Below are 13,206 nucleotides of genomic sequence, written 5' to 3'. Positions count from 1 at the left end.
CTCTCCCGGCCGGTTCGAGGGATCAGGAACGAGCGCGCTTGACCTGGTCGAAGACCCAGGCGTAGGTCTTCTCGAGCCCGTCCGCCAGCGGGATCGACGGCTCCCAGCCGTACAGTTCGCGGATCATGCCGTTGTCGGAGTTGCGGCCCCGTACGCCCTGCGGCGCGTCCAGCCGGTAGGCGCGCTCGCAGCGGATGCCCGCGATCTCCTCGACGATGTCGACCAGTTGGTTGATGGTGACCAGCTCGGAGGAGCCGAGGTTGACCGGGACGTTGCCGGTGCCGTTCATGAGCATCCGCGTGCCGTGCAGGCAGTCGTCGATGTACATGAAGGAGCGGGTCTGGCGACCGTCGCCCCAGATGTCGATCCGGTGCTCACCGGAGATGACCGCCTCGGCGATCTTGCGGCACACGGCCGCCGGGGCCTTCTCGCGGCCTCCGGTCCAGGTGCCCGCCGGGCCGTACACGTTGTGGTAGCGCGCGACACGGCAGGTGAACCCGTAGTCCTCCTCGAAGTGGCGGCACATGCGCTCCGAGAAGAGCTTCTCCCAGCCGTAGCCGTCCTCGGGCTGCGCCGGGTAGGCGTCCTCCTCCTTGAGGGCGGTGACCTTCGGGTCGTTCTGTTTGCCGGCGGCGTACACACAGGCGGACGAGGAGTAGAAATAGCGCTCCACGCCGGCCTCATGCGCGGCCTTGAGCATGTGGGTGCTGGTGAGCACCGACATCATGCAGGCGGCCTTGTGGTTCTCGATGAATCCCATGCCGCCCATGTCGGCGGCCAGCATGTACACCTGGCGGGCATTCCGGACTGCGGCGCGGGCGCTTTCCAGGACCGACAGATCGGCGACGACGTTCTCGGCGCCGGAATGCACCTGCTGCCATTCGTGCGGCGGCTTGATGTCGACACACCGCACCGTCAGACCCCGGGACAAAAGGTCGGCCGCGAGATGACCACCGATGAATCCCCCGCCACCCGCGACAACGACATCCACCTGCTTGCTCATGGCAGCTCCTCCTGGAAAGCCGGAATCCGAATGGCAGACTTATCACTGTTTACACCTTTTCATGTGATATGCCGCGCGTTTCCGCATCACAAGGTGCCCGATACCTCCGTCCGAGTTCGCATCAGGAGAGCTCCCGCAGCCACTTGACAAAAAACGCCGGAAGCAGCACGACATGGGCCGCGAGCAGGGCAACGTACAGCGTGAGGAACAGCTTCTGGCTCCCCAGGAACACGAAAATCAGGCAGCACAGCCCGTAATCCACGGGCAACAGGGCCATGCCACGAACACCGGAAGCCGGGGCCGGCGGCCCGGTGGGCGGTTTCACCCTTCGCCTTCTCAGCTGTTCTGTGAGAATCCCTCCGAAGAACAGCAGGACAGCGGCGAACTGGAAGATGACCGGGAGCAGCAGCGCGGGCTGCGCCAGGTCGAAGAAGCGGTAGAAGGAAATCAGCACCGCCGCGTGAATACCCAGGATTTTCGCGCAGTCCACCACATGGTCCAGCCACTCCCCGGAAAGGCTGGACGACCGGTGCAGCCTGGCCAGCTGACCGTCCGCGGAATCGAGCGCGAACCCGAGAAGCAGCGCGAGTGCGACGCACTGTCCCAACACATGGGAAGGCGGGCGGAGAGCAATCGCGAAAACGGCTGCGAAGGTGACCAGCGCGCTGACGGCCGTCACATGGTTGGGCGAGAGTCCGATACGGTACGCCGCTGCCGCGAGCAGTCTCCCGGCCGGCCGGTTGACGAACCGTGTGTAGAAGGAAACCCCCTGGGCGGGTTTCTGCACCGTCGAGAGCTGCTGCAGCGTGCTGGAGAATTCCATTACCTGACCTCGTGCGTGAACGGGCGACGGGAGGAGCAACCGCGTACCGAATTCTCGGAGTCGTCCGCGCGCGAGCTAATCCCGAGAGGGGGCGTGACACACGCCCCGATAGATCGCCTCCAGGCGATCCGTCACCGCATGAATCGAGAACGCCTCCCGGACGGCGCGATGCCCCGCCTCCACGAGGGCGTCCCGCTGCGCGTCGTCGGCCAGCACACCGCACACCGCGTCGGCCAGCTGTTCCGGACTGCCGTCGGTGACCATCGCCGCGCCCCGGCGAGCCAGCTCGTCCGCGATGCCGCAGCTGTCCGTGCACACCACGGGGGTGCCCGCGGAGAGGGCCTCCATCACGGTCATCGGGAACGGTTCGTCGACGCTGGGCAGCACGTAGACCGCCGCCCTCGCATACGCCCGTACTGCCTCCGGGTGCCGCAGCGCCCCGCCGTAGGAGACGGTGCCCTGCAGCCCATGGGCGGCGATCAGCCGGCGTACCGTCGGCAGCATGCCCTCGTCCGCCCCGTGAATGATGAACCGGGCTTCGGGCATCCGCCGGTGCACCAGAGCCGCCATCTCGACGAACGCCTCGGGGCGCTTGCGCGGGTGCAGTCTGGCGAGGAAGAGCACCTCCCGCTCGCACCGCGGGTGCTCCGCCGCTCCCCCGGGCTCGGGACGCACGCCGTTGGGCAAGGTCATCAGCGGTGGACCGTCGGCACCGATGACCTCGGCGACGGCCCTGCGCTCGTGCTCGGTGAGAACCAGGCAGCCTTGCGCCCGCCGCAGCAGCGGCACGTAGAGGCGGTCGAAGAGCCTGGCGACGGCCGCGCGCCGGGGCTGCACCATGCCATGCGTCTGCGCGAAGAACTTCTTGCGGCGCAGCGCGGCGACGGCGAGCGCCGCGAGGGAGACAAGGTCGCGCCCCGCGTGCACATGAACCACGTCGGCCCTGCCCATCGACACCCACAGGTCCCTGACCAGCAGCGGATGCATGAGCCCGGTGAAACGCCCCGGGAGCAGCGAGCGCGCCGGACGCGTCCGCAGCGGCACCGAGCCGAGCCGTTTCGGCGCCGAGGACCTGCCGCGCCACAGCGACACCAGCGTGACCTCATGGCCACGGGCGGCGCACTCCTCGAGATGCCCGGCGGCCACGCTCGTGGGACCGCCGTACGCTCCGTCGTCGCTCACGAGCGTCACCACATGGACGACCCTCATGCCGCTGCCCCACGGGTGATGACGTCACCGGGAGCGACGTCCCGGTGGGCGACCGCCGAGGCACCGACCACCGCGGCCCGGCCGACGGTCACGCCGCGCAGTACGACGGCCCGGGCCGCGACCCACGATCCGGGCTCCAGACGGATCGGCCCGTTGTCGAACTCCATGGTGGGACTGCGGTGTTGATGGCTTCCGGTGCACAGGAACGCGTCCTGCGAGACACACACATCGCTGCCGATGGTGATCGGCTGCAGGTTCAGCAACCAGGCACCCTCACCGATCCATACGTCGTCGCCGACAGCCAGCCGCCAGGGCCAGTGCACCCGGACACCGTGCCGGATCAGCACCCGCCGCCCGATCCGCGCACCGAACACCCGCAGCACCGCCGGCCGCCAGCGGGCCGGGAACCACCACTTGCGGAACACGAGATGCAGTACGGCGAACCACGCAGCCTGGACCAGCCAGGGCCGCCCCTTGTCGTAGCCCGCCCCGGTGAAACCCCGCAGGGAACGCTCGACGGCGGCCCTGTGGTCGGGCCCGCCTGAGAGGGTGCCCGAATCAGGCGGCGCAGCGGTCTCTGACATGGCGGACCCTTCCCAGAATGGGGAGAAACTGTATTTAGGTGTATTTACTATGACCGCATTTCAAATAACCAGCACATACTTGCGTGTTGCCGACGGCCTCGACCCGCCTGGCGCACACAGCAAAGAGGCCCGTACGACAGAAGTCGTACGGGCCCCTTCAGGAGCTCGCGCTGGAGCTACCAGGTCAAACCAACAAGACTACTTGTTGATCTTGGTGACCTGGCCGGCGCCGACCGTCCGGCCACCCTCACGGATGGCGAACTTCAGGCCCTCTTCCATGGCGACGGGCTGGATGAGCTCCACCTTCATCTCGGTGTTGTCACCCGGCATGACCATCTCGGTGCCCTCGGGGAGGGTCACAACGCCGGTCACGTCCGTCGTACGGAAGTAGAACTGCGGACGGTAGTTGTTGAAGAACGGCGTGTGGCGGCCACCCTCGTCCTTGGACAGGATGTAGGCCTGGGCCTCGAACTCGGTGTGCGGCGTGACCGAACCGGGCTTGATGATGACCTGGCCGCGCTCGACGTCCTCGCGCTTGATGCCGCGGAGCAGCAGACCGACGTTCTCACCGGCCTGGCCCTCGTCGAGCAGCTTGCGGAACATCTCGATGCCGGTGACCGTGGTGGTGGTCTTCTCCTGCTTGATGCCCACGATGTCGACGGTCTCGTTGACCTTCAGGACACCACGCTCGATACGGCCGGTGACGACCGTACCGCGACCGGTGATCGTGAAGACGTCCTCGATCGGCATCAGGAACGGCTTGTCGACGTCACGCTCGGGCTGCGGGATGTTCTCGTCCACGGCCTTCATGAGCTCGAGGACGGTGTTGCCCCACTCCTTGTCGCCCTCAAGGGCCTTGAGCGCCGAGACCTTGACGACCGGCAGGTCGTCGCCCGGGAACTCGTACTCGGAGAGCAGCTCACGAACCTCGAGCTCGACGAGCTCCAGGATCTCCTCGTCGTCCACCATGTCGGCCTTGTTCAGGGCGACGACGATGTACGGAACGCCGACCTGGCGGGCCAGGAGCACGTGCTCCTTGGTCTGCGGCATCGGGCCGTCGGTGGCGGCGACCACGAGGATGGCGCCGTCCATCTGGGCAGCACCGGTGATCATGTTCTTGATGTAGTCCGCGTGACCGGGGCAGTCGACGTGGGCGTAGTGACGCGTCTCGGTCTGGTACTCGACGTGCGCGATGGAGATGGTGATACCGCGCTGGCGCTCCTCGGGAGCCTTGTCGATCTGGTCGAAGGCCGAGGCCTCGTTCAGGTCCGGGTACGCGTCGTGCAGCACCTTGGTAATGGCGGCCGTAAGGGTCGTCTTACCGTGGTCGATGTGACCGATGGTGCCGATGTTGACGTGGGGCTTAGTCCGCTCGAACTTCGCCTTCGCCACGGGGTCCTCCTGTGGAGTGGTTCTGAACGCCTTGCTTCATCGGCGCCAGGTGATCTTTGCTGGAAAGCCCGGGCCTCGGGGCAAACATCCGCGTTTGCGGGTGTTTGCCCCTCAAGGCTCCGGAGTCAAGCCTAAAGCGTGTGAACGCGGTGCGTTACTCGCCCTTGGCCTTCGCGATGATCTCCTCGGCGACGTTCCGCGGAACCTCGGCGTAGGAGTCGAACTGCATGGAGTAGCTGGCACGGCCGGACGTCTTGCTGCGCAGGTCGCCGACGTAACCGAACATCTCCGAGAGGGGCACGAGGCCCTTCACGACGCGAGCACCCGCCCGCTCCTCCATGGCCTGGATCTGGCCACGGCGGGAGTTGATGTCGCCGATGACCTCGCCCATGTAGTCCTCGGGCGTGGTGACCTCGACGGCCATCATCGGCTCGAGGAGCACGGGGCTGGCCTTGCGCGCGGCCTCCTTGAAGGCCTGCGAACCGGCGATCTTGAAGGCGAGCTCCGAGGAGTCGACCTCGTGGTAGCCACCGTCGATGAGGGTGACGCGCACGCCGGTCATCTCGTAACCGGCGAGGATGCCGAACTGCATGGCCTCCTGCGCACCGGCGTCGACCGAAGGGATGTACTCCTTCGGGATACGACCACCGGTCACCTTGTTCACGAACTCGTACGAGGCGTCGCCGCCCTCGATCGGCTCGATCGCGATCTGCACCTTGGCGAACTGGCCGGTACCACCAGTCTGCTTCTTGTGCGTGTAGTCGACGCGCTCGACGGCCTTGCGGATCGTCTCGCGGTAGGCGACCTGCGGCTTGCCGACGTTGGCCTCGACCTTGAACTCACGGCGCATACGGTCGACCAGCACCTCGAGGTGCAGCTCGCCCATACCACCGATGATGGTCTGGCCGGTCTCCTCGTCCGAGTGGACCTGGAAGGACGGGTCCTCCTCGGCCAGGCGCTGGATCGCGACGCCCAGCTTCTCCTGGTCGCCCTTGGACTTGGGCTCGATGGCGACCTGGATGACCGGCGCCGGGAAGTCCATGGACTCCAGGATGACCGGGTTCTTGTCGTCGGACAGCGTCTCACCGGTGGTGGTCTGCTTCAGGCCCATGACGGCGATGATGTCGCCGGCGCCCACCGAGTCGATCTCCTCACGCTTGTTCGCGTGCATGCGGTAGATCTTGCCGATGCGCTCCTTCTTGCCCTTGACGGAGTTCAGCACGGCGGTGCCGGACTCCAGGCGGCCCGAGTAAACCCGGACGAAGGTGAGCTTGCCGAGGTGCGGGTCGCTCATGATCTTGAACGCCAGCGCGGACAGCGGCTCGTCGTCGGACGGCTTGCGCTTGACGACCAGCTCGGGGTCCTTCACGTCGTGGCCCTCGATGGCCTCGACGTCGAGCGGGGTCGGCAGGTAGCGCACGACCGCGTCGAGCAGGGGCTGGACGCCCTTGTTCTTGAACGCGGTGCCACAGAACACCGGGGTGACCGTGGTGTCGCTGGACTTGCCGGACGCGATGGTGATGCGACGGATCGCGGCGTACAGCTGCTCCTCGGTGGGCTCCTGGCCCTCCAGGTACAGCTCCATGATCTCTTCGTCGTTCTCGGCGACGCCCTCGATCAGCTTGCCGCGGTACTCCTCGGCAGCCTCGGTGTGCGTGGCCGGGATGTCGACGACGTCGTACATCTCGCCCTTGGCGGCCTCGGCGGACCACACGAGCGCCTTCATGCGGACCAGGTCCACAACGCCCTTGAAGTCGGCCTCGGCACCGATCGGAAGCTGCATGACGAGCGGCTGGGCGCCCAGGCGGTCCGAGATCATGTCCACGCAGCGGTGGAACTCGGCGCCGGTACGGTCCAGCTTGTTGACGAAGCAGATACGGGGCACGCCGTAACGGTCGGCCTGACGCCACACCGTCTCGGACTGCGGCTCGACACCGGCGACACCGTCGAACACCGTCACGGCACCGTCGAGCACACGCAGGGAGCGCTCCACCTCAACGGTGAAGTCGACGTGCCCCGGGGTGTCGATGATGTTGATGGTGTAGTCGTTGTCCTCGAGCGGCCAGTGACAGGTGGTCGCAGCAGACGTGATCGTGATGCCACGCTCCTGCTCCTGCTCCATCCAGTCCATGGTGGCAGCGCCGTCGTGGACCTCACCGATCTTGTAAGACACACCGGTGTAGAACAGGATCCGCTCGGTGGTGGTCGTCTTGCCCGCGTCGATGTGGGCCATGATCCCAATGTTGCGGACCTTGGCCAGGTCAAGTGAAGTGGTAGCCATAAGGCTTCAGTCTTCTCTCGGTCTCGATGTGGGTAGCGACTACCAGCGGTAGTGCGCGAAGGCCTTGTTGGACTCGGCCATCTTGTGCGTGTCCTCGCGCTTCTTGACGGCCGCACCGAGGCCGTTCGAAGCGTCGAGAAGCTCGTTGAGCAGACGCTCGGTCATGGTCTTCTCGCGACGGGCGCGGGAGTAGCCGACGAGCCAGCGCAGCGCGAGCGTGTTGGCACGACCGGGCTTGACCTCGATCGGAACCTGGTACGTCGCACCACCGACACGGCGGGACTTGACCTCGAGGGTCGGCTTGATGTTCTCCAGCGCGCGCTTCAGCGTGATGATCGGGTCGTTGCCCGTCTTCTCACGCAGACCTTCCATGGCGCCGTAGACGATGCGCTCGGCGGTGGAGCGCTTGCCGTTCAGCAGCACCTTGTTGATGAGCGACGTCACCAGAGGAGAACCGTAGACCGGGTCGATGATGACCGGGCGCTTCGGGGCGGGGCCCTTACGAGGCATTTCTACTTCTCCTTCTTGGCGCCGTAGCGGGAACGGGCCTGCTTGCGGTTCTTGACACCCTGGGTGTCGAGGGAGCCACGGATGATCTTGTAGCGAACACCCGGCAGGTCCTTCACACGGCCGCCGCGCACGAGCACGATGGAGTGCTCCTGCAGGTTGTGTCCCTCACCCGGAATGTAAGCGGTGACCTCGATCCCGCTGGTCAGACGCACACGCGCGACCTTACGCAGGGCCGAGTTCGGCTTCTTCGGGGTGGTCGTGAACACACGCGTGCAGACGCCACGACGCTGAGGGGAACCCTCAAGTGCGGGCGTCTTGTTCTTCTCGACCTTGTCCTGCCGGCCCTTACGGACCAGCTGCTGGATCGTAGGCACTACTTCTCCGGTTTCTGTGTGCCGAATGGTGAAGCTAACCTGGAACGTCGCCGACCCACGCGGTCGGGTGTGTCGAATCCGGCGGACTCCCGCCGCAAGGCGAAAACAGCACAGATTACGGTGGCCGCTCACAGCTCGCGATGCGGGTGAAGGCACGCACGAGAGCCAGGGCACACCCCAGGCACAAGGTCTGAGCGTACCTACCTCATTCGCTGCGGTCAAAACAAATGGGCCTCGCCCGCATCGCCATACGGCCGATGTCAAGACCGTACGCCGTGTTTGATCTTCGAATCGGCGATCCTGGCATGTCAGCGCCACATCACAGGATCGACGGGACGAGCGCCCTCAGCCGTCATGCGGACACGGCGGCAGCGACGATCATCAGCGTCAGCATGGCCGCCCAGGCCGCGGTCGACAGCCACCCCAGCACCAGGCCGGTGAGGGCGAGCGCGTCGCCGCCCTCGCCGGTTCGGCGGATCTCGGCGCGTGCGGCGTGCCCCAGGGCGACGGCCGGAATGCCGGTCAGGCCGAAGCTCACGAGGCACAGCACCCCGCAGACCGCCGAACCGACAGCCTTGCCGTTCGTCGGCGGCCGGGGCGTCGCCAGGAACGTCGGTGGTACGGGCATCACGGGCGCCGGGTGCGGCATGGGGCCCTGGGGCAGGTCGGCGACGAGCAGGGCCAGCTCCCCCACCGTACGGGCCGTGTAGGCCCGCGAGACCCGCTGCTCGAACTCGGGCTGCTCCAGCCGCCCCTCGCCGTAGCCGGCTCTGAGCACGTCCACGGCGCGCTCACGGTCGGCGTGCGAGGCGAGCATCGACGGCGCGCTCGGGCCCGTCCATGGCTGCGGGGCACCGGCGCCGGACCACGGCTGCGGCGCGCTGCTGCCCTTCCATGGCTGCCACGGCTGCCCCGGCTGCCACGACGGATGCGTCATGGAGCACCTCCCCCGTTGTGGTCGGAGTCCCTCCATGATGCGCCGAACCGGCAGCGAGGGCATCGGGGTCTGCCCGGAGAAAACCCGGAGACTGCCGAGACGGCCCGGAAACAAGCCACACACGCCGAAGGGCGGCCACCCCGGAAGGTGACCGCCCTCGACTGTGCCTGACTCAGGCTGCTCGCTTACTGGTTGTACGGACCGTAGTCGTAGTCCTCCAGCGGAACGGCCTGGCCGGAGCCGGTGCCGAACGGCGAGTAGTCGATGTCGTCGTAGCCGACGGCCGAGTACATCGCGGCCTTGGCCTCCTCGGTCGGCTCGACCCGGATGTTGCGGTAGCGGGACAGACCCGTACCGGCCGGGATGAGCTTACCGATGATGACGTTCTCCTTGAGGCCGATGAGGCTGTCGGACTTGGCGTTGATCGCCGCGTCCGTCAGAACTCGGGTCGTCTCCTGGAAGGAGGCGGCCGACAGCCAGGATTCCGTCGCCAGCGAGGCCTTGGTGATACCCATCAGCTGCGGACGACCGGAGGCCGGGTGACCGCCCTCCTGGACCACACGACGGTTCTCGGTCTCGAACTTCGACCGCTCGACCAGCTCGCCGGGCAGCAGCTCGGCGTCGCCGGACTCGATGATCGTCACGCGGCGCAGCATCTGCCGGATGATGATCTCGATGTGCTTGTCGTGGATCGACACACCCTGCGAGTTGTAGACCTTCTGGACCTCGCCGACCAGGTGGACCTGGACGGCACGCTGACCCAGGATGCGCAGCACGTCGTGCGGGTTGGTGGCACCCACGGTGAGCTTCTGGCCCACCTCGACGTGCTCGCCCTCGCTGACCAGGAGTCGGGCACGCTTCGAGATCGGGAACGCCGTCTCGTCGCTGCCGTCGTCCGGGGTGACGACGAGCTTCTTGGTCTTCTCGGTCTCCTCGATCCGGACGCGGCCGGTGGCCTCGGAGATCGGGGCGACACCCTTCGGGGTACGGGCCTCGAAGAGCTCGACGACACGCGGCAGACCCTGGGTGATGTCGTCACCGGCCACACCACCGGTGTGGAAGGTACGCATCGTCAGCTGGGTACCGGGCTCACCGATGGACTGGGCGGCGATGATGCCGACCGCCTCACCGATGTCGACCAGCTTGCCGGTGGCGAGCGAGCGGCCGTAGCACATGGCGCAGGTGCCGACGGCGGACTCACAGGTCAGGACCGAGCGGGTCTTGACCTCCTCGATGCCGGCCTTGACCAGCTGGTCGATGAGGACGTCACCGAGGTCGACGCCCGCGGGGGCGAGCACCTTGCCGTCGACGACGATGTCCTCGGCGAGGCAGCGCGCGTACACGCTGGTCTCGGCGTTGTCCGCCTTGCGCAGCACGCCGTCCGCGCCGCGCTCGGCGATGGCCAGCTTGAGGCCACGCTCCGTGCCGCAGTCCTCCTCGCGAATGATGACGTCCTGGGAGACGTCGACCAGACGACGGGTGAGGTAACCCGAGTCGGCGGTACGAAGGGCGGTGTCCGCCAGACCCTTACGGGCACCGTGCGTGGAGATGAAGTACTCCAGCACGGACAGGCCCTCACGGAACGAGGCCTTGATCGGACGCGGGATCGTCTCGTTCTTCGCGTTCGACACCAGACCACGCATACCGGCAATCTGACGCATCTGCATCATGTTGCCTCGTGCACCCGAGTTCACCATCATGAAGATCGGGTTGGTCTTCGGGAAGTTGTCGTTCATCGCCTCGGCAACCTCGTTGGTCGCCTTGGTCCAGATCGCGATGAGCTCCTGCGTGCGCTCGTCCTTGGTGATCAGACCGCGCTCGTACTGCTTCTGGACCTTCTCGTCCTGCGCCTCGTAGCCCTTGACGATCTCCTTCTTCGCCTCGGGAACGACGACGTCGGAGATGGCGACGGTGACGCCGGAACGGGTGGCCCAGTAGAAGCCGGACGCCTTCAGGTTGTCGAGCGTCGCCGCCACGATGACCTTCGGGTAGCGCTCGGCGAGGTCGTTGACGATCTCGGAGAGCTGCTTCTTGCCGACCTCGTAGTCGACGAACGGGTAGTCCTCGGGCAGCAGCTCGTTGAAGAGCGCACGGCCGAGCGTGGTCTTCAGACGGAAGCTGTCACCCTGCTGCCACTCCGGCTCGCCCTCTTCCTGGGCGGGCGGCGTCCAGCCACGCGGCGGGATGGTGCCCACCGGGAAGCGGATGTCGATCTTCGACTGGAGCGAGAGCTCGCCGGCGTCGAAGGCCATGATCGCCTCGGCCACGGACGAGAAGCCGCGGTCCGCGCCCTTCACGTTCCGCATCTCGCTGTCGGTGGTGAGGAAGAACAGACCGAGGACCATGTCCTGGGTCGGCATCGTCACCGGACGGCCGTCGGCGGGCTTGAGGATGTTGTTCGAGGACAGCATCAGGATGCGCGCCTCGGCCTGCGCCTCCGCGGACAGCGGCAGGTGCACGGCCATCTGGTCACCGTCGAAGTCCGCGTTGAACGCGGTGCAGACGAGCGGGTGGATCTGGATGGCCTTGCCCTCGACCAGCTGCGGCTCGAAGGCCTGGATGCCGAGGCGGTGCAGGGTGGGAGCACGGTTCAGCAGAACCGGGTGCTCGGCGATGACCTCTTCGAGGACGTCGTACACGACCGTACGGCCGCGCTCCACCATGCGCTTGGCGCTCTTGATGTTCTGCGCGTGGTTCAGGTCGACCAGGCGCTTCATCACGAACGGCTTGAAGAGCTCCAGCGCCATCGCCTTGGGCAGACCGCACTGGTGCAGCTTCAGCTGCGGACCGACGACGATCACGGAACGCGCGGAGTAGTCCACACGCTTACCGAGCAGGTTCTGACGGAATCGACCCTGCTTACCCTTCAGCATGTCGCTGAGGGACTTCAGCGGACGGTTACCGGGACCGGTGACCGGGCGACCACGACGACCGTTGTCGAACAGCGCGTCGACGGCCTCCTGGAGCATGCGCTTCTCGTTGTTCACGATGATCTCGGGCGCACCGAGGTCGAGAAGGCGCTTCAGTCGGTTGTTCCGGTTGATCACACGGCGGTACAGGTCGTTCAGGTCGGAGGTCGCGAAGCGGCCACCGTCCAGCTGCACCATCGGGCGAAGGTCCGGCGGGATGACCGGCACGCAGTCGAGCACCATGCCCTTGGGGCTGTTGCTGGTCTGCAGGAACGCGGAGACGACCTTCAGGCGCTTGAGCGCACGGGTCTTCTTCTGGCCCTTGCCGGTACGGATGATCTCGCGGAGCTTCTCGGCTTCCTCGTCGAGGTCGAAGGACTCCAGGCGCTTCTGCAGCGCCGCGGCACCCATCGAGCCGTCGAAGTACGTGCCGAAGCGGTCACGCAGCTCGCGGTAGAGCAGCTCGTCGCCCTCGAGGTCCTGGACCTTGAGGTTCTTGAACCGCGTCCACACCTCGTCGAGACGGTCGATCTCGCGCTGCGCACGGTCACGCAGCTGCTTCATCTCGCGCTCGGCACCCTCGCGCACCTTGCGGCGCACGTCGGCCTTGGCGCCCTCGGCCTCCAGCTCGGCCAGGTCGGTCTCGAGCTTCTTGGCGCGGGCCTCCAGGTCGGCGTCGCGACGGTTCTCGACCTGCTGACGCTCCACGGAGACGTGCGCCTCCAGGGAGGGCAGGTCGCGGGTGCGGCGCTCCTCGTCGACGTACGTGATCATGTACGCCGCGAAGTAGATGACCTTCTCGAGGTCCTTGGGAGCCAGGTCGAGCAGGTAGCCCAACCGGCTCGGGACACCCTTGAAGTACCAGATGTGGGTGACAGGCGCGGCCAGCTCGATGTGGCCCATCCGCTCACGGCGCACCTTGGCGCGAGTCACCTCGACGCCGCAGCGCTCACAGATGATGCCCTTGAAGCGGACACGCTTGTACTTGCCGCAGTAGCACTCCCAGTCCCGGGTCGGACCGAAGATCTTCTCGCAGAAGAGTCCGTCCTTTTCGGGCTTGAGGGTGCGGTAGTTGATGGTCTCGGGCTTCTTGACCTCGCCGTGGCTCCACTGACGGATGTCGTCAGCGGTGGCCAGACCGATCCGGAGCTCATCGAAGAAGTTGACGTCGAGCACTATGCGTC

The 13,206-nt window shown here is 66.3% G+C and carries 10 protein-coding genes; all 10 read right to left on the bottom strand.

Going from position 1 to position 13,206, the window contains the following annotated elements; translation table 11 throughout:
• Nucleotides 1-22: 22 nt before the first annotated feature.
• A complete protein-coding gene (locus ACWGDB_RS19300) occupies nt 23-1,003 on the bottom strand; it encodes an NAD-dependent epimerase/dehydratase family protein (RefSeq protein WP_453823498.1) in 981 nt (326 codons plus the stop codon).
• A 121-nt stretch (nt 1,004-1,124) separates the two neighbouring features.
• A complete protein-coding gene (locus ACWGDB_RS19295; protein WP_453823497.1) occupies nt 1,125-1,826 on the bottom strand; it encodes a CDP-alcohol phosphatidyltransferase family protein in 702 nt (233 codons plus the stop codon).
• 75 nt (nt 1,827-1,901) lie between these two features.
• A complete protein-coding gene (locus tag ACWGDB_RS19290; protein WP_453823496.1) occupies nt 1,902-3,008 on the bottom strand; it encodes a glycosyltransferase in 1,107 nt (368 codons plus the stop codon).
• A gap of 23 nt (nt 3,009-3,031) precedes the next feature.
• The gene (locus tag ACWGDB_RS19285; protein ID WP_453823495.1) at nt 3,032-3,619 is read right to left on the bottom strand and encodes a putative colanic acid biosynthesis acetyltransferase; all 588 of its coding nucleotides are present in this window, start codon (nt 3,617-3,619) and stop codon (nt 3,032-3,034) included.
• A gap of 198 nt (nt 3,620-3,817) precedes the next feature.
• The gene (tuf, locus tag ACWGDB_RS19280) at nt 3,818-5,011 is read right to left on the bottom strand and encodes an elongation factor Tu (protein ID WP_030046358.1); all 1,194 of its coding nucleotides are present in this window, start codon (nt 5,009-5,011) and stop codon (nt 3,818-3,820) included.
• 154 nt (nt 5,012-5,165) lie between these two features.
• Nucleotides 5,166-7,292: an elongation factor G gene (gene fusA / locus ACWGDB_RS19275; RefSeq protein ID WP_190073629.1), complete on the bottom strand. Its 2,127-nt coding sequence runs from the start codon at nt 7,290-7,292 to the stop codon at nt 5,166-5,168.
• 39 nt (nt 7,293-7,331) lie between these two features.
• Complete coding sequence (rpsG, locus tag ACWGDB_RS19270; protein WP_003992340.1) at nt 7,332-7,802, bottom strand: 30S ribosomal protein S7; 471 nt, start codon at nt 7,800-7,802, stop codon at nt 7,332-7,334.
• 2 nt (nt 7,803-7,804) lie between these two features.
• A complete protein-coding gene (gene rpsL / locus ACWGDB_RS19265) occupies nt 7,805-8,176 on the bottom strand; it encodes a 30S ribosomal protein S12 (protein ID WP_003948652.1) in 372 nt (123 codons plus the stop codon).
• 352 nt (nt 8,177-8,528) lie between these two features.
• A complete protein-coding gene (locus ACWGDB_RS19260) occupies nt 8,529-8,993 on the bottom strand; it encodes a DUF1707 and DUF4190 domain-containing protein (protein WP_453823515.1) in 465 nt (154 codons plus the stop codon).
• Between the two features lie 305 nt (nt 8,994-9,298).
• Nucleotides 9,299-13,198 (bottom strand): DNA-directed RNA polymerase subunit beta', encoded by a 3,900-nt coding sequence (locus ACWGDB_RS19255; protein ID WP_427840383.1) that lies wholly within the window; start codon nt 13,196-13,198, stop codon nt 9,299-9,301.
• Nucleotides 13,199-13,206 lie beyond the last annotated feature (8 nt).

Source organism: Streptomyces sp. NPDC055013, from assembly GCF_053608645.1.
Note: the sequence above shows the minus strand (reverse complement) of the source record. Positions and strands in the feature narration are given on the sequence as shown.

Bases quoted from the DNA above. Each gene is read 5' to 3' on its own strand.
- ACWGDB_RS19300 (WP_453823498.1), bottom strand. From the start codon at position 1,003: ATGAGCAAGCAGGTGGATGTCGTTGTCGCGGGTGGCGGGGGATTCATC.
- ACWGDB_RS19295 (WP_453823497.1), bottom strand. From the start codon at position 1,826: ATGGAATTCTCCAGCACGCTGCAGCAGCTCTCGACGGTGCAGAAACCC.
- ACWGDB_RS19285 (WP_453823495.1), bottom strand. From the start codon at position 3,619: ATGTCAGAGACCGCTGCGCCGCCTGATTCGGGCACCCTCTCAGGCGGG.
- fusA (WP_190073629.1), bottom strand. From the start codon at position 7,292: ATGGCTACCACTTCACTTGACCTGGCCAAGGTCCGCAACATTGGGATC.
- rpsG (WP_003992340.1), bottom strand. From the start codon at position 7,802: ATGCCTCGTAAGGGCCCCGCCCCGAAGCGCCCGGTCATCATCGACCCG.
- ACWGDB_RS19260 (WP_453823515.1), bottom strand. From the start codon at position 8,993: ATGCTCGCCTCGCACGCCGACCGTGAGCGCGCCGTGGACGTGCTCAGA.